Origin of the sequence: Bacillus sp. LNXM12-1, assembly GCF_003004375.1 — a bacterium.
Taxonomy (GTDB): Bacteria; Bacillota; Bacilli; order Bacillales; family Bacillaceae; genus Bacillus.
Genome location: NZ_PVWX01000001.1, coordinates 71909 through 92544, shown reverse-complemented (window position 1 = coordinate 92544; position 20636 = coordinate 71909). Strand labels below are relative to the sequence as shown.

The 20636-nt window shown below is 40.3% G+C and carries 25 protein-coding genes; 9 read left to right on the top strand and 16 right to left on the bottom strand.

From position 1 onward, the window contains the following. The first annotated feature begins 50 nt into the window (after nt 1–50). Nucleotides 51–281, top strand: coding sequence for a YlaI family protein (locus tag C6Y07_RS00495; RefSeq protein WP_012009835.1), 231 nt, complete (start codon nt 51–53; stop codon nt 279–281). 31 nt (nt 282–312) lie between these two features. Here C6Y07_RS00495 and C6Y07_RS00490 read toward each other — a convergent pair whose 3' ends face one another. Both C6Y07_RS00490 and typA read right to left on the bottom strand, forming a co-directional pair. Continuing rightward, complete coding sequence (locus C6Y07_RS00490) at nt 313–594, bottom strand: YlaH-like family protein (RefSeq protein ID WP_044334035.1); 282 nt, start codon at nt 592–594, stop codon at nt 313–315. A 96-nt stretch (nt 595–690) separates the two neighbouring features. Beyond that, a complete protein-coding gene (gene typA / locus C6Y07_RS00485) occupies nt 691–2529 on the bottom strand; it encodes a translational GTPase TypA (RefSeq protein WP_034662645.1) in 1839 nt (612 codons plus the stop codon). 113 nt (nt 2530–2642) lie between these two features. Here typA and C6Y07_RS00480 point away from each other — a divergent pair, with 113 nt between their 5' ends. Further along, a complete protein-coding gene (locus C6Y07_RS00480) occupies nt 2643–2822 on the top strand; it encodes a DUF5325 family protein (protein WP_034662648.1) in 180 nt (59 codons plus the stop codon). Between the two features lie 275 nt (nt 2823–3097). After that, a complete protein-coding gene (locus tag C6Y07_RS00475) occupies nt 3098–3733 on the top strand; it encodes a hypothetical protein (protein ID WP_106036758.1) in 636 nt (211 codons plus the stop codon). Nucleotides 3734–3774: 41 nt separating this feature from the next. On the opposite strand, the gene C6Y07_RS00470 is transcribed toward C6Y07_RS00475, so the two are convergent. The 6 genes from C6Y07_RS00470 to C6Y07_RS00445 all read right to left on the bottom strand — a co-directional run bounded on the left by C6Y07_RS00470 (nt 3775) and on the right by C6Y07_RS00445 (nt 8010). Further along, entirely contained in the window at nt 3775–4071 is a 297-nt protein-coding gene (locus tag C6Y07_RS00470; protein ID WP_060596170.1) for an anti-sigma factor family protein, read from the bottom strand. Then, nucleotides 4068–4586, bottom strand: a complete 519-nt coding sequence (locus tag C6Y07_RS00465) for a sigma-70 family RNA polymerase sigma factor (protein WP_060596398.1) — start codon at nt 4584–4586, stop codon at nt 4068–4070. The genes C6Y07_RS00470 and C6Y07_RS00465 overlap by 4 nt, the downstream gene beginning before the upstream one ends. Beyond that, on the bottom strand, nt 4586–4849 hold the full coding sequence (locus C6Y07_RS00460) for a hypothetical protein (protein ID WP_060596169.1): 264 nt from the start codon (nt 4847–4849) through the stop codon (nt 4586–4588). Before C6Y07_RS00460 ends, C6Y07_RS00465 begins: the two co-directional genes overlap by 1 nt. After that, nucleotides 4839–6770: a hypothetical protein gene (locus C6Y07_RS00455; protein WP_106030792.1), complete on the bottom strand. Its 1932-nt coding sequence runs from the start codon at nt 6768–6770 to the stop codon at nt 4839–4841. The genes C6Y07_RS00460 and C6Y07_RS00455 overlap by 11 nt, the downstream gene beginning before the upstream one ends. Nucleotides 6771–6881: 111 nt before the next feature. Continuing rightward, on the bottom strand, nt 6882–7688 hold the full coding sequence (locus C6Y07_RS00450) for an inositol monophosphatase family protein (RefSeq protein ID WP_060596168.1): 807 nt from the start codon (nt 7686–7688) through the stop codon (nt 6882–6884). Nucleotides 7689–7821: 133 nt separating this feature from the next. Beyond that, the gene (locus C6Y07_RS00445; RefSeq protein ID WP_003211901.1) at nt 7822–8010 is read right to left on the bottom strand and encodes a hypothetical protein; all 189 of its coding nucleotides are present in this window, start codon (nt 8008–8010) and stop codon (nt 7822–7824) included. Nucleotides 8011–8298: 288 nt separating this feature from the next. Here C6Y07_RS00445 and C6Y07_RS00440 point away from each other — a divergent pair, with 288 nt between their 5' ends. Beyond that, nucleotides 8299–8934 (top strand): DUF1054 domain-containing protein, encoded by a 636-nt coding sequence (locus C6Y07_RS00440; RefSeq protein ID WP_060596167.1) that lies wholly within the window; start codon nt 8299–8301, stop codon nt 8932–8934. Nucleotides 8935–9163: 229 nt separating this feature from the next. Here C6Y07_RS00440 and C6Y07_RS00430 read toward each other — a convergent pair whose 3' ends face one another. Continuing rightward, a complete protein-coding gene (locus C6Y07_RS00430) occupies nt 9164–9433 on the bottom strand; it encodes a UPF0223 family protein (RefSeq protein ID WP_060596166.1) in 270 nt (89 codons plus the stop codon). 190 nt (nt 9434–9623) lie between these two features. Between C6Y07_RS00430 and C6Y07_RS00425 the strand changes: the two genes are divergently transcribed. Next, nucleotides 9624–11096, top strand: coding sequence for an aminotransferase class I/II-fold pyridoxal phosphate-dependent enzyme (locus C6Y07_RS00425; protein WP_106030790.1), 1473 nt, complete (start codon nt 9624–9626; stop codon nt 11094–11096). A 43-nt stretch (nt 11097–11139) separates the two neighbouring features. Here C6Y07_RS00425 and C6Y07_RS00420 read toward each other — a convergent pair whose 3' ends face one another. Further along, nucleotides 11140–11259, bottom strand: a complete 120-nt coding sequence (locus C6Y07_RS00420; protein WP_003212464.1) for a GapA-binding peptide SR1P — start codon at nt 11257–11259, stop codon at nt 11140–11142. Between the two features lie 316 nt (nt 11260–11575). Here C6Y07_RS00420 and C6Y07_RS00410 point away from each other — a divergent pair, with 316 nt between their 5' ends. Then, a complete protein-coding gene (locus C6Y07_RS00410) occupies nt 11576–11956 on the top strand; it encodes a hypothetical protein (RefSeq protein WP_223250460.1) in 381 nt (126 codons plus the stop codon). Nucleotides 11957–12073: 117 nt separating this feature from the next. Here the strand turns inward: C6Y07_RS00410 and lpdA are convergent, their stop codons facing one another. From lpdA to C6Y07_RS00385, 5 genes are all read right to left on the bottom strand, one after another. Next, entirely contained in the window at nt 12074–13486 is a 1413-nt protein-coding gene (gene lpdA / locus C6Y07_RS00405; RefSeq protein WP_034662665.1) for a dihydrolipoyl dehydrogenase, read from the bottom strand. Nucleotides 13487–13490: 4 nt separating this feature from the next. Further along, nucleotides 13491–14831: a dihydrolipoamide acetyltransferase family protein gene (locus tag C6Y07_RS00400; protein ID WP_024426891.1), complete on the bottom strand. Its 1341-nt coding sequence runs from the start codon at nt 14829–14831 to the stop codon at nt 13491–13493. Between the two features lie 107 nt (nt 14832–14938). Beyond that, entirely contained in the window at nt 14939–15916 is a 978-nt protein-coding gene (gene pdhB / locus C6Y07_RS00395) for a pyruvate dehydrogenase complex E1 component subunit beta (protein WP_012009824.1), read from the bottom strand. 3 nt (nt 15917–15919) lie between these two features. Next, complete coding sequence (pdhA, locus tag C6Y07_RS00390; RefSeq protein ID WP_060596162.1) at nt 15920–17035, bottom strand: pyruvate dehydrogenase (acetyl-transferring) E1 component subunit alpha; 1116 nt, start codon at nt 17033–17035, stop codon at nt 15920–15922. 410 nt (nt 17036–17445) lie between these two features. After that, nucleotides 17446–18114 carry a YkyA family protein gene (locus tag C6Y07_RS00385; RefSeq protein ID WP_106072254.1) on the bottom strand — a complete coding sequence of 223 codons (669 nt, stop codon included), beginning with the start codon at nt 18112–18114 and terminating at the stop codon, nt 17446–17448. A 234-nt stretch (nt 18115–18348) separates the two neighbouring features. Between C6Y07_RS00385 and C6Y07_RS00380 the strand changes: the two genes are divergently transcribed. Both C6Y07_RS00380 and def read left to right on the top strand, forming a co-directional pair. Next, complete coding sequence (locus C6Y07_RS00380; protein WP_106030973.1) at nt 18349–18540, top strand: YjcZ family sporulation protein; 192 nt, start codon at nt 18349–18351, stop codon at nt 18538–18540. Nucleotides 18541–18652: 112 nt separating this feature from the next. Further along, nucleotides 18653–19210 (top strand): peptide deformylase, encoded by a 558-nt coding sequence (def, locus tag C6Y07_RS00375; RefSeq protein WP_034662672.1) that lies wholly within the window; start codon nt 18653–18655, stop codon nt 19208–19210. A 39-nt stretch (nt 19211–19249) separates the two neighbouring features. On the opposite strand, the gene C6Y07_RS00370 is transcribed toward def, so the two are convergent. Further along, nucleotides 19250–20029, bottom strand: coding sequence for a Cof-type HAD-IIB family hydrolase (locus C6Y07_RS00370; RefSeq protein ID WP_034662673.1), 780 nt, complete (start codon nt 20027–20029; stop codon nt 19250–19252). A gap of 395 nt (nt 20030–20424) precedes the next feature. Here C6Y07_RS00370 and C6Y07_RS00365 point away from each other — a divergent pair, with 395 nt between their 5' ends. Continuing rightward, nucleotides 20425–20634 carry a DNA-dependent RNA polymerase subunit epsilon gene (locus C6Y07_RS00365; RefSeq protein ID WP_003211882.1) on the top strand — a complete coding sequence of 70 codons (210 nt, stop codon included), beginning with the start codon at nt 20425–20427 and terminating at the stop codon, nt 20632–20634. Nucleotides 20635–20636: the final 2 nt, after the last annotated feature.

The window sequence follows — 20636 nt, the reverse complement described above, 5'->3', positions numbered from 1 at the left end:
AAGTGCTTGGAAAACATGCTATAATAAATGCAATAAGTGAGGTGAAAATGATGAGAGTGAAGTGCTCATTATGTGAGAAGCTTGAAACAATTGATGATGATACACTCGTTGCTAAGCGGTTAAGAAATCGACCGATTCATACATATATGTGCGATGACTGTCAGGAACGCATTAAAGTAAAGACAGAAGCACGCATCAAAACTGGCAGATTCTCTCTTTATCAAGATCCTGCGACGAAAGAGAAAAAGAAGAAAAAAGGAAAAAAAGAACAAAAGACATAAAAAAGACCTGACACATGTTCAGGTCTTTTTTTTACGTATTCACTGTTCCTTCTTTTTTTGCACGATGCAGCCGTATTTTATAAATAATCAAAATGGCAGCTGCCACGACTAGGCCTTCCGCTACTGGCAGAAAAATTCCTAGAAATGTGAGAAACGTGCAGCCAAAAATCAAAAACAAGTAAATCACGAGTGCTTTTAAAATCGGTAAACGTCTAGCAAAGCCGAGCTTAAAAACAATAATCGCTAAAACAAGGATGGTACCATATAGGAGCCACATCCCTGTTTGCGGATTTTCATCGACACGAAACAGCATCGCGAAAAAGGATAGATTTTCACTTACTTCCTGATCATTCAAAAAGATTCCCTCCCCTTATCTTTCAGGGTTCTATCTTTTTAATTCTTCATGGAATTACGATAATCCTGCTAGCTTTTTCTTCTTCGCTGCTTTCTCACGTTCGTTTTTATCTAAAATTTTCTTTCTTAAACGAATCGATTCAGGTGTAACCTCACAGTATTCGTCTTCATTCAAGTACTCAAGAGATTCCTCAAGTGACATAATACGTGGTTTCTTCATGCTCACCGTTTGATCTTTCGTCGCTGAACGTACGTTTGTTTGTTGTTTCATACGGCTAACGTTGACAACAAGATCGTTCTCACGGTTATGCTCACCAACAATCATTCCTTGGTATACTTCAGTACCCGGCTCAACGAAGATCACACCGCGCTCTTCAACGCCTTGGATTCCGTAAGCAGTCGCTTTACCTGTTTCCATTGAAACAAGTACACCTTGACGGCGTCCGCCAACTTGGCCAGACTGCATTGGCTGGTAGCTGTCAAACGTATGGTTTAAAATACCAAAACCACGAGTTAATGAAAGAAATTCAGTTGTATATCCGATTAAACCACGTGATGGCACTGTAAAGATCAGGCGAACTTGACCGTTACCATTATTGATCATGTCAATCATTTCACCTTTTCTTGCGCCCATTGATTCCATGATAGAGCCAGTGTGCTCTTCTGGCACATCAATTTGAACGCGTTCAACAGGCTCACATCGAACACCATCAACTTCTTTTACAATAACTTCTGGCTTCGATACTTGTAATTCAAATCCTTCACGTCTCATATTCTCAATAAGAATGGATAAGTGAAGCTCTCCGCGTCCAGATACAACCCAGGCATCAGGTGAATCAGTTGGATCCACACGAAGACTGACGTCTGTTTGAAGCTGCTGCTCTAAGCGCTCTTCAATTTTACGTGATGTCACGTATTTTCCTTCACGGCCTGCAAATGGGCTGTTGTTTACAACAAACGTCATTTGAAGTGTCGGCTCATCAATACGAAGGATTGGCAGGGCCTCTTGGTGTTCTACCGGACAAACCGTTTCACCTACGTTGATGTCTTCCATTCCCGATACAGCAACAAGATCTCCTGCTTTCGCTTCGTTGATTTCCACTCGTTTTAACCCTTGGAAACCAAAAATCTTTGTCACACGGAATTGCTTCACACTGCCGTCAACTTTCATTAAGGCCACTTGCTGTCCTACTTGCATTGTTCCTCTGAATACACGGCCGATCCCGATTCTTCCAACATAATCATTGTAATCAAGTAGTGCCACTTGGAATTGAAGCGGCTCTTCATGGTTATCAACTGGGCAAGGGATATGGTTAACAATGGCTTCAAACAAAGATTCCATGTTTTCATCTTGCTTGCTCGCATCGTTACTTGCTGTACCATTGATTGCTGATGCATAGACAACTGGGAATTCAAGCTGTTCTTCTGTTGCATCCAATTCAATGAACAAGTCAATTACTTCATCGACTACTTCAGCCGGACGAGCAAAGTCGCGGTCAATTTTGTTGACAACAACGATTGGTGTTAAGTTTTGCTCAAGTGCTTTTTTCAGCACAAAGCGTGTTTGAGGCATACAGCCTTCATAAGCATCCACAACGAGAAGTACACCATCTACCATTTTCATGATACGCTCAACTTCACCACCGAAATCGGCGTGTCCTGGTGTATCTAAAATATTAATGCGTGTATCTTTATAATGGATCGCAGTATTTTTAGCTAAAATCGTAATACCGCGCTCTCGCTCTAAATCATTTGAATCCATGGCTCTCTCAGCGATATTTTCATTCGCACGGAAAGTACCAGCTTGATGGAGCAATTGGTCAACAAGCGTCGTTTTACCATGGTCAACGTGGGCAATAATTGCGATGTTGCGAAGATCTTTTCGAAGTTTCACATTTTCATCTCCTAAAATAATTAGATAACTTTCATATTATATCACAATCCCCTTTAAATGCCGATCGTTTTTCTGTAAACTTATATTAACTCTAAAAAAAGGGATGGAGACAAATGAAACAAATCAAATGGCTTCTATTATTATGTGCATTACTTGCAGTTGTCAGTATGGCGTTTATTGGGGTATCTCTTGCAGAAAAAAACGTGCTGGGTATTTGTCTAAGTATTATGTTCGCCATGATTTTCATGGGTACAGGATTTACATTAAAAAGAAAATTAAACGTGCAATCATAAAATTCCTCAAAAGCCTTTTACATTCTACATGTAGAAGGCTTTTTATTTTGAGTAAAAATAAGACCAACCACCTATGAAAGCTCGAGTGTAGAGACAAAACATATCATATAGAATTGGCAAAAGTAAGCAATCTGAACCTCTTCATTTTTCGACAATAATGTTTATAGTTCTCCAAAACCAAACATAAAGTTACAATTTTCCTATTCTTCCACAAAGTTTCTCATGGTATGCTGTTCTTGCAACAAAATTTAACAGAAAAGGGAGAGAAAAGAAGCATGAAGAAGTTTTTGAGCAAATCGCTCAGCTCTGTTGTATTTTTCGCTTTAGCTATTATCCTTACTTTCACAACAGTAGCTCCTGGGCAAGCAAGTGCTGCAACTTTCAAAGGGATTCCTTTTGAACAGCAGCAAATCATTAAAGAATTATTGGAGAAAAACGAGCGCGTCATCAACATTCTCATCAATTCATTTGTTGAAGAAGACAACAGCTACACATTTGATGTGAAAAAAGCTGTTGAGCTCGGACTAACTGAAGAAGAAGCGGCGACTGCTGAGAAATTCTTAGATCGCGCAGCTGTTCTTACAATCGTTTTCAGTGAAAGCATCACTAAAAACGAAAAAGGGAAATTGATCTTTGATGCAGCAAAAGCTGTTGAACTTGGTCTTACGAAAGAAGAAGCAGCTAAATTCGAAAAACTTTTCAAATCAGTGATCAGACTTGCTGATCTTGCTGGTGATGCACTTGTTCTAGACAAAAAAGGAAACGTTGTAATTGATTCAAAAATTGCAAAAGGTCTTGGATTCAGCTCTACTGAATTACTTGTTTTCAACCAAATGCTGAAGAAAATTCCTCAAGAGCAATTAAAAACGTTCTATGATGCAGTTCAAATTGCGAAAGAAAAATTAAGCTAAGCTCGAAAACCCCCCACCTGGTTCGCCCAGATGGGGGGTTTTTATTTCAGCCAATAAAGAATGATCATCATGACGTACCCTAAACCAAACACGATGCTTGCTCGGAATATTAACTTGCCATAGTAGCGCTTCTCGAACCTTCTTTTTTCTTCCTTTTCATTTATATATGGCGTCCGATCAGGTGTCTGTATAAGAGTGATTGGTTCTTTCATTTCTTGATAAAGTTGCCGGCAGCTCTCGCAAGATTGTAGATGCTCGGCTATTATTTTATTGGTTTCTGCACTTGTGTCTCCCTCTATATAAAGTGGTAACAATTCTTCGATCAAATAACAGCTCATTTATTGAACTCCTCACAATGTAGCATTCGCTTCAGCTCTAATCTGGCTCGATGAAGGGTTGTTTTGACTTTAGATAAAGTCCAATTCAAAATTTCAGCTACTTCTTCATATGACAATTCCTGAATATCTCTTAAAATGAGGACCTCTCGGTATGAATCCTTCAGCTGATTGATATGATGCCACAGCCTTTGAATGTCAGCTTGTGTTTCGATGTGGTCCTCTGGTGTCATAAAGGACTGCTGCTCTAAGTAATCAACATCTTCTACATTCGTAAATGTCCATTTGATTTTCCGGCGATAGTCATTCACAAATGTATGATAAGCAATGGTATAAAGCCATGTTTTCATACTAGAGTGTCCTTTAAAAGAGGATAATCCATGTAAAGCCTTCATAAAAACATCCTGCGCAAGATCCTTGGCCGTTTCCATATTTCCTGTCCGCCGATATAAATATTTGGTGATTTCCTGAAAATATTCTTCATAGATTTTTTCAATTTGATCAGCTGGTCTGGACATTAGAAATAAAACCACACAGTCATCCAAATCGATAAGACAATGAAAAAGAAGTATAACGAGTAAATAAACCCCTTCATGCGCTTTAACTCATTATAGTCATTCTGATCTTCAATCAGCGCTGAACCCTGTTCATTCCCTATGACAACATGCTGAAATTGCTGTTCATGTGTCTTCATCCAGCTGGCTGCCTCGTCACCCAGCTCCCCTTCTTGATACAGTTCATATAAGTCTTGAAAGATGGCTTGTTTTTCTTTATCTGTCAAAACGGTGCACCTCTTTTGTTCGTCCATTTACTTCATAGATTTTACGCTCATTTGATCCGAAGGTTTGAATGATGACAAGCCATGAAATGTCCATGTCCCCTTCTTCGTTGATCATTCTGACTGGTTTTATTTGTTTTTTATAAATCATAGATGGTTTTTCACTTTTCAATACTTGTTGATAGACTTCATCACGATCTTTATTCGATACGGCATCCGGTATAAAGGACACTGGTTCCAGCCTCAGTTCAATTCCATCATGATCTCTAAACACACGCAGTAGATGAGAGGATCGGTTAAATGTATACTGTTTGGTTTCATTAGTGCCTGTCTTTTTCTTCACGTCTTCTGGCTTTTTCTCTATGAGCTTTAACAAATTCTCATCGCTGATTTCCCCTTTTTTCTGTTGAAGAAGCGATTTAGACAGCTTTAAATTGATAACATCTTTTGTGGAGCCATTAAACCGAAACTCCGATTGATCATTTGTTGTCACATTCACTTCATGCTGCCAATCCAAATAAAAATCATCAATACCTGTGATTTGATAAACTGGCGGCTTTAGATGTAAGTTTTGATACAGACTGTTTATTGTGTTTTTTATCTCAGTTTCCGTTATATTGATTCCGTCAATATCCTTTAATTTAAAGATGGCATTTCCATATTGCGCTTGTCGAAGTGTCCCCTTTTTCCAAGTAGCAAACGCAAAGCTTTCACTCTCGTTATGAGACATTTTTACTTTTGGCAGAAGAAGAACACTCGTCTCCCCGCCCTCTTTTTTGACAACTACTTGAATGCGATTGAGATCTATTGACCGTCCGCTTCTTTCAAAAAATTCAATTGTTTTTTTTCTATATTCTTTATCGGTCAGTTCCTTCCCCTCTACACGGCCTCGATAAGAATAACCGCTCAATTCGCCCGTAAATGCAGAAATGTTAACTTCATACTGATCAGCTGCAAACACATATTGATAAGGAATAGGCTCAGAACTAGCATTTAAATATAATTTCTGATCAGCTGGTACAAATTTTGAAGCAAGTTCTTTTGCACTTATGGCAGATAAAGGGCGATATTCTTCTGAGAAAGTATCGACCAATTCCGTTTTGGTGAATTGGAACATGGTATGAGGGATATTAACGATCGGGTTGAGTAATAGTAGAAAAAAGACAGCTATACACCCAGCACCCCACTGCCTTAGCCTCACCTTGTCTCGTAGTAAAGCACATAACAAATAAATCATCATAAAGCTTCCTGCTGCTGCAGCTAAAATCACAATCGATTTAAATGAAGATTGAAGCTCATACTTCGTGATAGAAGGATAAAAAATATAAAGCAGGGCAGCGAAAATCAGGCCATAAAACAACAGCGATTCCTTCCACTTCTGCTGCCAAAACAAACGGAAAAAAAGGTACAGTACCAAAACGGCAAAGCCAACCATGATCACTACAGTGATAAGGTCTCTCCATACTAGCCCTGTATCACCGCTGAGAAAGAACTTTTTACTTTCAGCAAAAAGGATAAACACTGTCTGACATAAAGGCAGAAGCAAGACAGATAAATCAAATGCAAAAAACATGCCTTTATTCTTTAAATAAGGAAGAGAGATCACATAATAAAGTGATGCAAGCAAGACATACCCATAGATGAGAAATTGCATGAAATCCGTCAGCACTTCAAATGTTTCAATCGTATACTGTCTGGCTAGGACTTGGTGGCTCATTTCAAGTGTCATTCCGCCTAGCAGGACTACTCTTAATACAAGCCCAGCATAAAATACATAATCACTTTTCTTTTCTTTCCATATAGGCAGTGTAATAAAAAGGACAAATAGTCCAAGTACACACCATTGAATGATGTGGATACTGTACTCATTTAAAATAAAATATCTTTCAAAATGGAGGGATAAATCACTAAACAAATCTAACATTAAAACACAATCCTTTACATCAAATTAAGGCCTCGTTCGTATAGACATTTCTCCTACCAAAAAGTTTCATCAAACACAAAAAATCACTTCATTCTCATGAAGTGATTTGGTTTATTTTTTATTTCCTCTGCCTTTTATGTAATCGTGTAAAATCTTTTCACAAACGGATCGATTTCCGGCGACGATACTGTTTTTCTCTAGAAAAGTTAGGCGTTCTCCATGTATATTTGAGTAGACAGCCCCTACTTCATCTAGAATCACACACCCTGCTGCATAATCCCACGGCGCAAGCCTTAACGTAACGTATGCGTCACTTCTGCCGCTTGCGATATAAGCGAGCTCAAGGGCAGCTGATCCAATCGTTCTCGTCCCTCTCACATCACGCACGAGACGGGCAAACGGTTTAGCATCAAAATAAGGGCTTTCGATCGCCCAGGTCGGGTTAATGCCGACAATGGCTTTTTCAATCGCTACATCTTTTAATGGCGGAAGCAGGGTATCATTCATATAGGCCCCTTCCCCTTTGACCGCATGGTAAAGTTCGTCATGAATGACGTCATAAATGAGACCGATTTTCCCTATGCCATTTTCAAATATCCCGATTGAAATGGCAAAGTTGCGTTTTTGATGGACAAAGTTCATTGTGCCATCGATTGGATCAATGATCCACACGATCCCATCTAGTGAGGTCACCTCTTCCCCTTGTCCCTCTTCTCCTAAAATGTGATGATCTGAAAATGTCGATTGTATCTTTTCAATGAAAAAACGTTCTGTTTCTTTATCGATATTAGTGACAAGATCATTTGGATTTGATTTTGTTTCAATTGATAGACCTTCCTGCATGGACGCTTTAATACGGCTTCCTGCTTCTTTTACCCAAAGCTTTGCAAGACGGTCAATTTCCACCCAGTTTGTCATCAGACTGTAAACCTCTTTTCTATGTAATACCTATTTGTATTAGCATACTGATATTATGTACGTAAAAGCAAGAAAAAAGCAGCTTCATACAAAAACGAACCGATGAATTGGTTCGTTTTTACCTCACCTTGTTTTACCCTTTAAGCTGCTCCCATTCTTTTCTTAGGCGCTCAAGCTTTCGTTTGCTGCGTTCGATTTGGATGTCATCTTTTTGCTCGATGGCTTCATGAAGCGTAGAAAGCTCATAATCCACCTCTAATCTCCACACAGCGATGCGATTCTTCTTCTCCTGTCTATACCCCTGCTTCACGATTTGCTTCATTTGGTCAACGCCCCTTCCAGAGAATGATTCATTCCTTGTCAGTTTTCATTGATAAAAAATTCAATCGATAAGAGAATTGGTTCTTGCTTATATCGTATGAAGCGATCGCATAACCGCAACGACATTCTAAAAATTGTGTCTTTACCTATTTATTATGTACCACAAAATCGTTGTTTTTAAACGCTGTCCTACTTCCTCTACAATCTTTGATCTGACAGTGCATCTTTTTTTGAGCTTGACCCAAGCTATGATAAAATATGATCAGCTAAAGAATACAGGAGGCATAATATGAGTGAAATGCGTTTTAGAGATGAAGATTTTGAGACATTTACAGTTGACGGTTTAGATGAACGAATGACCGTATTAAAAGAAAGAGTCCGTCCAAAGCTTGAGGCACTTGGTGAACACTTTGCACCACTTCTTTCTTCTATTACAGGAGACGAAATGTTTGTACATGTCGCAAAGCACGCTAGAAGATCAGTCAATCCGCCAAATGATACGTGGGTTGCTTTTGCAAACAGCAAGCGTGGGTATAAAAAACTCCCTCATTTTCAAATTGGGCTTTGGAAAACACATGTCTTTGTATGGTTTGCGCTCATTTATGAATCTCCTGTGAAAGGCGAGTATGGTCAGCTGTTCGAAAAAGAACTAGATACCATTCAGAAGAAAATACCACAAGATTTTGTTTGGTCTAAAGATCATATGAAACCAGATGTCATGCGTCACAGCGAGCTTGATGCAGAACAGCTGAAAACGCTGTTTGAACGTGTCCAAACGGTGAAAAAAGCTGAGCTCCTTTGCGGCATTCAGCTGCCTAGAGAAGAAGTCGTTCAAATGAATAATGAAGAATACTTATCAAAAATCGAAGATGCCTTCCGCACGTTGACTTATCTATACCGCTTTACACAAAAAGAATCTGTATAAAAAAAACGAGCCCATGCGGCTCGTTTCTGATTGTTGACAAAAGGCTAAAATGATCTTCATTTTAGCCTTTTGTCTTCTTTTCAGCGTGATAGAAAACCTTTGCAGTCTAGGAAGGACGAGTACCGGAGCGGAGCGAATTTGACATTCGTGAGCACCGGCACGCAGGACTGACACCGAATGCGAGGGTTTGTCTACACGCTGAAACGAGCCCATGCAGGCTCGTTTTTTCTTACATACGTATAACGGCTGTCTCTTCTGCCTCTCTTGCAGATTTCACTGTACGATAAGGAGAATACCCGCTTTCCTTTTCAAACGCTGCACAGTGCGTCTTTTCCTCTGCTTTTGATGGCACAACCTCTTTAAATCGTTTATAAGTATCTAATAACTCCTGCTTCGCAATTCCTTTTTCATAGGCTTTTTCAACAGCTTGAAAAAACGAAATAACGGCAATCTTTTCCTCTGTCGTCCAGTCGACATCCATTGGATATTGATATTCCATTTACTTGTCCCTCACTTTAACACTCATTTCTTATTTGAACTTTTATTATAGCATCTGTTCGATCAGAAACCGATTGATTTTATGCTTTACATTCCGATCAGTTCATAATATAATTCTTTTGTTTTATGCAATGAAATCTGCCATTATTGGCACAATAATAGCAGGTATTTCGATGAAGGTGGGAAAGCAATTGTCACAACATGATACACCCTTATACACTGGACTAAAAAAGCATGCTGCAACCAATCCAGTCCAATTTCACATTCCAGGCCATAAAAAAGGAGCCGGGATGGACCCTGAATTCAGAGCATTCATTGGCGACAATGCATTAAGCATTGATCTCATTAATATAGAACCTCTCGATGATTTACATTCACCTCGAGGGATGATAAAAGAAGCACAGGAGCTCGCTGCTGAAGCATTCGGTGCTGACCATACATTTTTCTCTATTCAAGGAACAAGCGGCGCCATCATGACAATGGTGATGACCGTATGCGGACCTGGAGATAAAATCATCATTCCGCGCAACGTCCATAAATCGATTATGTCCGCCATTGTATTTTCTGGCGCAGTTCCTGTTTTTATTCACCCAGAAATAGACAAAGAACTTGGCATCTCTCACGGCATTACACCAGAATCAGCGAAAAAGGCGCTCACGGAGCACCCAGATGCAAAAGGTCTGCTTGTGATTAATCCGACGTATTTTGGGGTTTCAGCAGACTTAAAATCGATTGTAGACATTGCCCATTCATTTCATGTGCCTGTCCTTGTCGATGAAGCACACGGCGTGCATATTCATTTTCACGATGAGCTTCCACTATCTGCGATGCAGGCAGGTGCCGACATGGCAGCAACGAGTGTCCATAAACTCGGCGGTTCCCTTACCCAGAGCTCTATTTTAAATATGAAGGAAGGGCTTGTCTCAAAAGATCGCGTACAATCGATTTTGAGCATGCTGACGACAACGTCTACTTCTTATTTGCTCTTGGCGTCACTTGATGTCGCTCGAAAGCGATTAGCCACTGAAGGAAAGGCACTTGCAGATGAAGCCATCCGTTTGGCTGAATCAGCGAGAAACCGTTTGAACCAAATTGATGGCATTACGTGTATTGGCAAGGAAATACTCGGTTCAGCTTCTACGTACGATTATGACCCAACGAAATTAATTATCTCAATTAAAGACCTTGGGCTAAATGGCCATGATGTCGAAAAATGGCTGAGAGAAAGCTACCGGATTGAAGTGGAGCTCTCTGACCTTTACAACATTTTATGTATTGTGACCCCTGGTGATTCTGATGAAACAATCGATACGCTTATAACGGCTATGAAGGAAATTGCCGCAACCTCTACAAGTGAGAGCGGCACACAAGCGGTCACAGAAGTCCTGCTGCCTGAGATTCCATCGCTTGCCATGACGCCCCGTGATGCCTTTTACGCCACAACAGAAGTGGTTCCGTTTAAAGAAGCAGGGGGCCGCATCATCGCAGAGTTTGTTATGGTGTACCCGCCAGGCATTCCTATTTTTATACCAGGAGAAATTATCACAGAAGAAAATATCTCATATATCTTTAAAAACATTGAAATTGGTCTCCCTGTCCAAGGACCAGAAGATTCAACGCTTGAAATGATCCGCGTGATTAAAGAACAAAAACCAATTTTATAAAAAAGAAACATGCAGCCCCAAATGGAGCTGCATGCTTTTTTATTTATTCAGAGGCTTCATCACAGCAATGACAGTGACCACACGTTCCGTATAGCGTTGTCACTTTTTCATTTTCAAATTGATCAATGGTTTCATTGCAATCTTGACAAATAATTGTACCCACGTACATTCCCCTTTTCTTCATTCATAATTTGAAAGCGTTTAATCTATTTCATACCTCTATAATATGATGTCACATTTAAGTTGTCAACGGTTAATTGTATGACACATTTAAATATTTTTTATGAATATGTGCTTTTTTCTCATCATATTGAGGGAACGTTTCAATTGTATTTTGCTTCATATCAATTCTGTAACAATTGAGTAACAATCGAAAATTGTCAAAAAGGACATGATACACTAGAGTGACTAACAGGTAACCAGCTCCTAAAAATGTTGGGACAACCCCAAAGGATTTTGAGGTGAATAGATTGAATTTTATGAGGTCACTTCTCATTATATTCCCCATGCTCTTTGTACTTAGTTCATGCTCATTTGCGTATATCATACCGAATCAGACCGACCAAGTCAGTCATATTCAGAAACCAAGAATTCTCTTTTTTACAGATGCAGAAAATCTTGATAAAGAAAGTCCTTATTATGATGCAGTCCTCGATTTAAAGAATGAATATCCGAAGGAAATGTCAAAGATGATTGTGAAAGAAGATCGTAAAGGCTGGAAAAATGAAGTAGACGAATTGCCGGCTATTTTACTTGTAAATAATGAAAAAGTCATTGTGAAGATTGAAGGAAATGTCAGCAGCAAAGAGGATATTTTATCGCCCTTATGCCACGCTTTAGACCGCGTGAATACAAATTAATGGCCTAACCTTGCACTTATATATCCATATGAAAAAGCCCCTCATCTCATGAGGGGTTTTTCATATGGGAGCGCTCAAAAAAACCCTCTCCATCAAGAGAGGGTTTTAATAGGTTCATTATTTTACGATATGAATTGGGCTTCCAATTGCTACTTCAGCCGTTTCCATTGTAATTTCACCTAAAGTTGGATGAGCGTGAATTGTCATTGCGATATCTTCAGCAGTCACTCCAGCTTCGATTGCAAGGCTAAGCTCTGAAATCATATCAGAAGCGCCAACACCTGCGATTTGTGCACCGATAACAAGACCATCCTCTTTACGAGTGATCATTTTCATGAAGCCATCAGTTGCATCAAGAGAAAGTGCACGTCCGTTCGCTGCGAATGGGAATTTCGCTGCAACGATTTCGATTCCTTCTTCTTTTGCTTCTGCTTCAGTGTACCCAACAGTTGCAAGTTCTGGCTCAGAGAATACAACAGCAGGAATACCAAGGTAATCAATTTCAGCTGGCTCTCCAGCGATTGCTTCAGCTGCAATTTTACCTTCGTAAGAAGCTTTGTGTGCAAGTGGTGGTCCATCAACGATGTCACCAATTGCATAGATGTTAGATACGCTTGTACGGCATTGTTTGTCTGTTTTGACAACTCCGCGATCAGTCAATTCAACACCAACTTGCTCAAGACCAAGCTCATCCGTGTTTGGACGACGACCAACTGTAACAAGTACGTAATCAGCATCAACTGTTTTTTCTTCACCTTTTACTTCGAAAGTAACAGTGACACCATCAGATTTTTCTTCAACGCCTTTTGCAAGAGCGTTTGTATGAATTTCAACGTTTCCTTTTTTCTTCAAGTTACGTTTAACCAATGAGCTCATTTGCTTTTCGAAACCTGGAAGGATTTCGTCTCCACCTTCAAGGATGACAACTTCTGTTCCAAAGTTTGCATAAGCAGTTCCAAGCTCAGTACCGATATATCCACCACCGATAACAACTAACTTTTTAGGTACTTCTTTAAGCGCCAAAGCACCAGTTGAGTTGATCACGCGGTCTGTGTATTTAAAAGTAGGCAATTCAATTGGACGAGATCCAGTTGCAAGAATTGCATTTTTGAAAGTGTAAGTCTGTGCTGAATTTTCATCCATTACACGTACAGAGTTGCTGTCTACGAAATAAGCTTCACCTTTAACGATGTCTACTTTATTTCCTTTAAGAAGACCTTGAACTCCACCTGTTAATTTGTTAACAACAGAAGCTTTCCACTCTTGAACTTTTGTGAAATCAACTGTTACGTTTTCAGCTTTGATACCCATGTCTTCAGAATGCTTAGCATTTTCGAAACGATGGCCAGCATTGATTAATGCTTTTGAAGGAATACAGCCAACGTTTAGACATACGCCGCCAAGTGTTCCTTTTTCAACGATTGTTACTTTTTGTCCAAGCTGTGCAGCACGAATAGCAGCTACATATCCACCAGGACCTGCACCGATGACAAGAGTATCTGTTTCGATTGGGAAATCTCCTACTACCATGACATTACGCCTCCATTAAAATTAATTGTGGATCATTCAATAAACGCTTGATGTGGTTAAGGGCATTTTGCGCAGTAGCTCCGTCGATCATACGGTGGTCAAAGCTTAGGGAAAGAGCTAAGACTGGAGCTGCAACGATTTCGCCATCACGAACAACCGCTTTTTCAGCGATACGGCCAATACCAAGGATCGCTACTTCTGGGTGGTTGATGACTGGAGTAAACCATTGTCCACCAGCAGAACCGATGTTTGTGATTGTGCAAGATGCACCTTTCATTTCAGCTGGAGCCAGTTTACCATCACGTGCTTTTGTTGCAAGCTCATTGATTTCGTTAGACACTTCGAAAATTGCTTTGCGATCTGCATTTTTCACAACTGGAACGAGCAGGCCTTTTTCAGTGTCAGCTGCAATTCCGATGTTGTAGTAATGCTTTTGAACAACTTCATCTGTTTTATCATCGATAGAAGTGTTAAGTACTGGGTACTTTTTCAAAGCAGAAGTTAGAGCTTTTACAACGTAAGGCAAGTAAGTTAACTTGATTCCTTGATCAGCTGCAACTTGTTTGAATTGTTTACGATGTGCAACAAGGTTCGTTACATCAACTTCATCCATTAATGTTACGTGAGGAGCTGTATGCTTAGAGTTCACCATTGCTTTCGCGATCGCTTTGCGGATGCCGCTCATTTTCTCGCGAGTTTCTGGGAATTCTCCTTCAAGAACTGGAGCTGCTGCCGCTTTTGGAGCTGCTTCTTCTTTCGCACTTTCAGCTGCTTGAGGTGCTGCTTCTTGAGCTGCAGAACCACCATTAACGAAGCTGTCGATATCTTCTTTTAACACACGGCCGTTTTTACCAGAACCTGCAACTTTGTAAATTTCAACGCCTTTTTCGCGAGCATATTTACGTACAGATGGCATAGCGATGACGCGTTTGTTTGGATCAGCATCTACTTGCTCTTGTGCGCCTGCACCAGTTGCTGCTGCCGCTTCTTCTTGTGCCACTTCTTTCTTCTCTGGCTCGTTACCAGCTTCAGCAGTACCTTGTACTTGAGCTTCAGTTTTTGCTTCGCCTTCTTCTTCGCTGCCTTTAAATTGAAGATTTTCGTAACCAGGTGCATCAAACGTAATGATTGTTTGTCCTACAGTTGCAACTGTTCCCTCTTCAACTTTTAATTCTAATACTTTTCCTTTAACAGGTGAAGGAATTTCTACAACTGCTTTATCGTTTTGTACCTCTGCTAAAACGTCATCTTCATTAATTTCGTCGTTTGGTTTAACAAACCACTTAACGATCTCACCTTCGTGGATACCTTCTCCGATGTCCGGAAGTTTAAATTCAAATGCCACTGTTTTTCGCCTCCTAGATTTTGTTGAATCCTTGTTGTGTATGTTTACACGGTCTTGTAATTGATAAAGGGGAAGAGAAATAAATTCTTTTCCCCTCTGTCATTTAATTAAAATTCAAGAACTTTCTTAGCTGTTTCAAGCACGTCTTTATGGTTTGGAAGCCATACGCTCTCAGCTTGAGAGAAAGCAAATACAGTATCAGGTGCAGCTACACGAAGTACTGGTGCTTCTAGGCTAAGGATTGCTCTGTCATTGATTTCAGCTACTACGTTTGCAGCAATACCAGCTTGTTTTTGTGCTTCTTGAACAACGATCGCACGACCTGTTTTTTCAACAGAAGCGATGATTGTTTCAATATCAAGCGGGCTTACTGTACGAAGGTCGATCACTTCAGCAGAAACGCCTTCTTTTTCAAGTTCTTCAGCAGCTTTAAGTGATTCGTGAACCATTGCACCATAAGTGATGATTGAAAGGTCAGAACCTTCACGTTTCACGTCAGCTTTACCGATTTCAATTGTGTACTCTTCTTCAGGAACTTCCTGACGGAAAGAGCGATAAAGTTTCATATGCTCAAGAAACACAACCGGATCGTTGTCGCGGATTGCAGAAATTAATAGTCCTTTTGCATCGTAAGGTGTTGAAGGAATGACAACCTTGATACCAGGCTGTTGTGCGATAAGACCTTCTAAGCTGTCAGCATGAAGCTCAGGAGTATGAACCCCTCCACCGAATGGAGAACGGATTGTCACTGGAGAATGCCAGCGTCCGCCAGAACGGTAGCGCATACGAGCCATTTGTCCAGAAACAGAATCTAATACTTCGTAAACGAATCCGAAGAATTGAATTTCCATTACTGGGCGGAATTCTTGTAGTCCAAGGCCAATTGCAAGACCGCCAATACCAGATTCAGCAAGTGGAGTATCGAATACACGATCCTCACCAAACTCTTTTTGCAATCCTTCAGTCGCACGGAATACGCCGCCGTTTTTACCAACGTCTTCTCCGAAAACGAGAACGTTTTCGTCATTTTTCAGTTCTGTGCGTAACGCATCAGTGATCGCTTGAATCATTGTCATTTGCGCCATGGCTTACTTCGACTCCTTCTGTTTGTAAATTTCAAGCTGTTCAACTAAGTTGAATGGTTTCACATCGTACATGTTTTCAATCAAGTCAGTGACTTTTTGCTTAGGCTGTTCGTCAGCTTCTTTGATCGCTTGTTTGATTTGTTCTTTTGCATCTTCGATGACTTTATTCTCTTCTTCTTCAGACCATAGGCCTTTGTTTTCCAAGAATCTGCGGTAGCGTACCAATGGATCTTTTTGCTCCCACTCATTTTCATCTTCTTTTGTACGATATCTTGTTGGATCGTCACCAGCCATTGTATGTGGACCGTAACGGAATGTAAGAGTTTCGATTAATGTTGGACCTTCGCCATTTACAGCACGCTCACGAGCTTCAGCAGTTGCTGCATATACAGCTAATGCATCCATACCGTCAACTTGTACGCCTACGATACCAGCTGCAGCTGCTTTTTGTGCAATTGTTTGTGCAGCAGATTGCTTTTCAACAGGTGTAGAGATTGCATATCTGTTGTTTTGGACAACAAAAATCGCTGGCGCTTTGTAAGCCCCTGCAAAGTTGATACCTTCGTAGAAATCACCTTGTGAAGCTCCGCCATCACCAGTGTAAGTGATTGCAACAGCATTTTTACCGCGCTTTTTCAAACCAAGAGCTACACCAGCAGCTTGAATGATTTGTGCACCGATGATGATTTGTGGAGAAAGTGCATTCACATCTTCAGGCATTTGGTTACCAACAAAGTGTCCACGAGAGAACAAGAACGCTTTTGTTAATGGAAGGCCATGCCAGATTAATTGTGGTACATCACGATATCCTGGAAGAATGAAATCTTCTTTCTCAAGTGCAAAGTGAGTTGCAAGCTGAGAAGCCTCTTGTCCAGCTGTAGGCGCATAGAAGCCAAGACGTCCTTGACGGTTCAATGAAATTGAACGTTGATCTAATACACGTGTAAACACCATACGGCGCATTAATTCTTTTAATTGGTCATCTGAGAGATCCGGCATTGCCGCTTCGTTTACGACTTCGCCTTTTTCGTTTAAAATTTGAAACGTTTCAAACTGCTTTTTGATGGCATCAAATTGCTTTTTGCTATCAACAATTGCTTTTTTTGTTTTTGCAGCCATTCTAAAGTCACCTCTTCCTTTCTTTTAACAGTCAATTTGTCGTGAATCCATTTATACATACAGATATAGGATAACCCAAAATACTCATATGACTCCTGTATTTAATAGCCACTAGGATCGTTGTCGAAACATTAGATGATCGCTCGTTTTTGAGTTCTTCTAACTGTATTAACGATAGTTCACAAAAAACTAATACAACTTCTGTTAACAAGGACTAGTTTACAACAAGAAAAATAGTCCGTCAATTGATTTAACGGCTTTATTTAAATAAATGTATTCGCTTTACTTTTTATAGTGAGCTGTATCAATCTGTTTAACAAACACCTCGAACTGTACTAGTATAGATTGTACTACTGTACTACAATAGAAAATGTTTGTTTTTGTCGAAAAATAAAAAAAGAGCTGTTTTTTCAGCTCTTTTGGGACTCTTGATCTGCCGCTTTAGACAAAGCCTGTTTATGCTCATTCAATTGCTTTGTATATTGATTGAACTTCTTACCTTCTTTTCTGACTTTGCTATAAGAACGGTTCACCGTCTTCAGCTTGGATTTCAACTCTTCATATCCTAAGTCCTTCTTCTTTAAAGATTGATACAAATGCTGATCTTGTTTCAGCGCCTTTTGATATTCCTTGTAAAGCTGGTCATACGACGCATATCTTTTCTCAAGCGATTTGACCGTTTCATCTGCTTTTTCTTTTAAATCCGTATCTTTTATACGTCCGGCAGATTCCTTTACCGTTTTCAATTCTTTTTTCGATTCATCCATGCTGTCTTTTTCTGTTTTTAAATGTTCTTTTCGTTTCGCTGCAGATGCTAACGCCTGATTAGAAAGGCTTGACACTGTTTTTGTATGATCTTTTGTGGTTTGAATCATTTTTGTATAGAGCTGCTGCTCTTTTTTCTCATAGCTTTGCAGTGTACCTTGCTCTTTTTCAAAGGATGCCTCTTTTTCGCTCATTTTCGTCATCGCATCTTGCATGTCATGAAATGGACTTTGACCTCCGCATCCCGCCAGCAAAAGGGTACATATCCCCGCTAAAGCAGCACATGCTTTCATGCTTCTTCTCATCTGTCTCATCACAAGGTTCCCCCTTTACATCTCCACATACCACTATAATTTTTATAGGCGCTTGTGACAAGGAAAGAGGTCATCCTGATGAGCCGGAGAAGATTTTTTTCAAGTGATAGGCGCATGACTATACAAATAGTGCATTCATACATAGTTTATATTACACGCTTCGCCTTCACTTATGAGAGGCCGAGTGTATTTCCAAAGGAGGTCAAAAGTATGTCTAATTATAGTCATGGAAGTATGTATGGTGGATACGGCGGTCACGGGTATGGATACGGTGGTGGATATGGCGGTGGCTGTTGTTACCCAAGTTATGGCGGTGGCTACGGATACGGCGGAGGACGGACATTCGCTTTAATCGTTGTCCTTTTCATCCTATTAATCATCGTTGGCGCAGCATTCTTAGGCGGCGGCGGTGGCGGCTGCTGCTAATGGCTGTTTAAGCCTCTGACCGGTCTCATAGGACCGGTCTTCTTTATTTCATTGCATATGTTGTGTATCATTTTATATACTTTACATACAAAGGAAATAGGAGTGAAGATTTGTGATTACCATGGAAGATATCGTACGGGACGGACATCCCGTCTTAAGACAAACAGCTGAAGCGGTCGAGCTCCCGCCGACAGAAGAGGAAAAACAGCAATTAGCTGACATGATTGAATTCGTCAAAAATAGTCAGGATGCTGACATGGCTGAAAAGTATGGACTCAGACCCGGCGTTGGACTAGCAGCTCCGCAAATTAATATCAGTAAACGGATGATCGCTGTTCACTGTGAGGACGAAGATGGAGAGGAATACAGCTATGCCCTTTTCAACCCGCGCATTGTCAGTCACTCGGTCAAAAGAGCTTATTTAGCAACTGGTGAAGGCTGCTTATCTGTTGATGAAGCCATTCCTGGATTTGTCCCTCGATATCAAAAGATCAGGGTGAAGGCCACAACGCTTGAAGGAGAAGACATTGATATTCGCCTAAAAGGGTTCCCGGCCATTGTTTTTCAGCATGAAATCGACCATTTAAACGGCATTATGTTTTATGATCATATTCAAAAGGATCAGCCCTTCGCTGAGCCAGACAACTCTGTTGCGATCGGCAGATCATAAAATAAAAAGAAGACCCATTAGCCTAAGGGTCTTCTTTTTTTACTCTTCAATGAGGCCTAGATGAGTCACTGCATGGAATATGCCGTCTTCATCTACTGGCTTTGTCACAAAATCAGCCAAATCTTTTAATTCATTCACAGCATTACCCATGGCAACGCCAGTTCCAGCAAATGAAATCATCTCTCGATCGTTCAGACCGTCTCCAAAGGCAACGGTATCCTTTTGATCATAAGGCAGCCTTTCGATGACTCGTTTAATGCCTTCAGCCTTCGACCCGCCTTTTGGCAGGACATCTGTTGACAGCTCGTGCCATCTGACAAGATCAATTTCTTCGCGGAACGCCTCGTATTGGACTTCCTCTTCAGCCTTACAGAATAACAGCATTTGAAAAATCTCGTTTTCTTTAAAGTAAGACAAATCATGCTCAGGATGCTCTGTTTTTAAAGTCCCAATCCCCTCATGGATAAACGGATGATTTGGCACAGAAGCCTTCATCGTTTTTTCCCCCATAAAAACAAGCGGATGATCATGACGATCCGCCGTTTCATAAATTTGCTCCATCAGCTCCAGTTTCAGCGGATTGCCGTAAATGACCTCTCCCTCATACATGACATACTGACCGTTATAAGCAATAAAGGAGTCAAGCCCTAATTCCTCTAAAATAGGCTGAATCAAAAAAGGCGAACGCCCAGATGCAATAAAGAGATGATGACCTTTTTCTTTTAATAAGCGAACCGCTCGCTTCGTTGATTCAGGTATTTTTTTATCATGATCATATAAAGTACCGTCGATATCAAAGAAGATGACTTTTTTATTCATATCCCGTCTCCTGTCTCTTGTTATGTATACCCACTCCCTTTCATCATACAGAAAGATTCCCTCTTTCGAAACCACTTCCTATGAAAACGCCTATTTCCCACATATAACCATGTAACATTCAATGGAATCGTCATATAATACAAGTATAAAGAGAGAACGGAATACATGGTCTAATCTGACTTCAAACCGAAAGGAGGCGACCTGTGATGCTTCGTCGTCTGCGCAAGAAAATTAGAAGACAATGGAAGGACATGCTTCGTAAAAAATCGATCGCTTAAAAGGATCTTCCGCACATTTGCCGAAGGTCCTTTTTTCTCAGAGACTTTTCTTATGCGCGTTTTTTTAATATAATAGAATTAGCGAGTGTAACATACGGTATTTAAGGAGAGATTTGGATGATATATAAGGTATTTTTTCAGGCAAGTACTACTGAGGTACCTGTAAGAGAACACACAGATTCACTATACGTTGAAGCGGTTTCTGAAAGAGACGTACGCGATAAGTTGAAAAAACATAGCTACAACATTGAATTCATTCAGCCTGTAGACGGTGCTTTTTTAGACTATGAACGAGAAAGTGAAAATTTTAAAGTATTGGAGCTATGAGA

What these genes read in the sequence shown, in the direction of transcription:
- C6Y07_RS00440 (WP_060596167.1), top strand. Translation starts at nt 8,299, where the DNA reads ATGAGTGAAATGCGTTTTAGAGATGAAGATTTTGAGACATTTACAGTT.
- C6Y07_RS00455 (WP_106030792.1), bottom strand. Translation starts at nt 6,770, where the DNA reads ATGTTAGATTTGTTTAGTGATTTATCCCTCCATTTTGAAAGATATTTT.
- C6Y07_RS00380 (WP_106030973.1), top strand. Translation starts at nt 18,349, where the DNA reads ATGTATGGTGGATACGGCGGTCACGGGTATGGATACGGTGGTGGATAT.
- C6Y07_RS00365 (WP_003211882.1), top strand. Translation starts at nt 20,425, where the DNA reads ATGATATATAAGGTATTTTTTCAGGCAAGTACTACTGAGGTACCTGTA.
- lpdA (WP_034662665.1), bottom strand. Translation starts at nt 13,486, where the DNA reads ATGGTAGTAGGAGATTTCCCAATCGAAACAGATACTCTTGTCATCGGT.
- C6Y07_RS00445 (WP_003211901.1), bottom strand. Translation starts at nt 8,010, where the DNA reads ATGAAGCAAATCGTGAAGCAGGGGTATAGACAGGAGAAGAAGAATCGC.
- C6Y07_RS00385 (WP_106072254.1), bottom strand. Translation starts at nt 18,114, where the DNA reads ATGAGACAGATGAGAAGAAGCATGAAAGCATGTGCTGCTTTAGCGGGG.
- C6Y07_RS00410 (WP_223250460.1), top strand. Translation starts at nt 11,576, where the DNA reads ATGAGGTCACTTCTCATTATATTCCCCATGCTCTTTGTACTTAGTTCA.
- C6Y07_RS00475 (WP_106036758.1), top strand. Translation starts at nt 3,098, where the DNA reads ATGAAGAAGTTTTTGAGCAAATCGCTCAGCTCTGTTGTATTTTTCGCT.
- pdhA (WP_060596162.1), bottom strand. Translation starts at nt 17,035, where the DNA reads ATGGCTGCAAAAACAAAAAAAGCAATTGTTGATAGCAAAAAGCAATTT.
- C6Y07_RS00465 (WP_060596398.1), bottom strand. Translation starts at nt 4,586, where the DNA reads ATGTCCAGACCAGCTGATCAAATTGAAAAAATCTATGAAGAATATTTT.
- pdhB (WP_012009824.1), bottom strand. Translation starts at nt 15,916, where the DNA reads ATGGCGCAAATGACAATGATTCAAGCGATCACTGATGCGTTACGCACA.
- C6Y07_RS00490 (WP_044334035.1), bottom strand. Translation starts at nt 594, where the DNA reads ATGCTGTTTCGTGTCGATGAAAATCCGCAAACAGGGATGTGGCTCCTA.
- C6Y07_RS00470 (WP_060596170.1), bottom strand. Translation starts at nt 4,071, where the DNA reads ATGAGCTGTTATTTGATCGAAGAATTGTTACCACTTTATATAGAGGGA.
- C6Y07_RS00495 (WP_012009835.1), top strand. Translation starts at nt 51, where the DNA reads ATGAGAGTGAAGTGCTCATTATGTGAGAAGCTTGAAACAATTGATGAT.
- C6Y07_RS00480 (WP_034662648.1), top strand. Translation starts at nt 2,643, where the DNA reads ATGAAACAAATCAAATGGCTTCTATTATTATGTGCATTACTTGCAGTT.
- C6Y07_RS00430 (WP_060596166.1), bottom strand. Translation starts at nt 9,433, where the DNA reads ATGGAATATCAATATCCAATGGATGTCGACTGGACGACAGAGGAAAAG.
- C6Y07_RS00450 (WP_060596168.1), bottom strand. Translation starts at nt 7,688, where the DNA reads ATGACAAACTGGGTGGAAATTGACCGTCTTGCAAAGCTTTGGGTAAAA.
- C6Y07_RS00370 (WP_034662673.1), bottom strand. Translation starts at nt 20,029, where the DNA reads ATGAATAAAAAAGTCATCTTCTTTGATATCGACGGTACTTTATATGAT.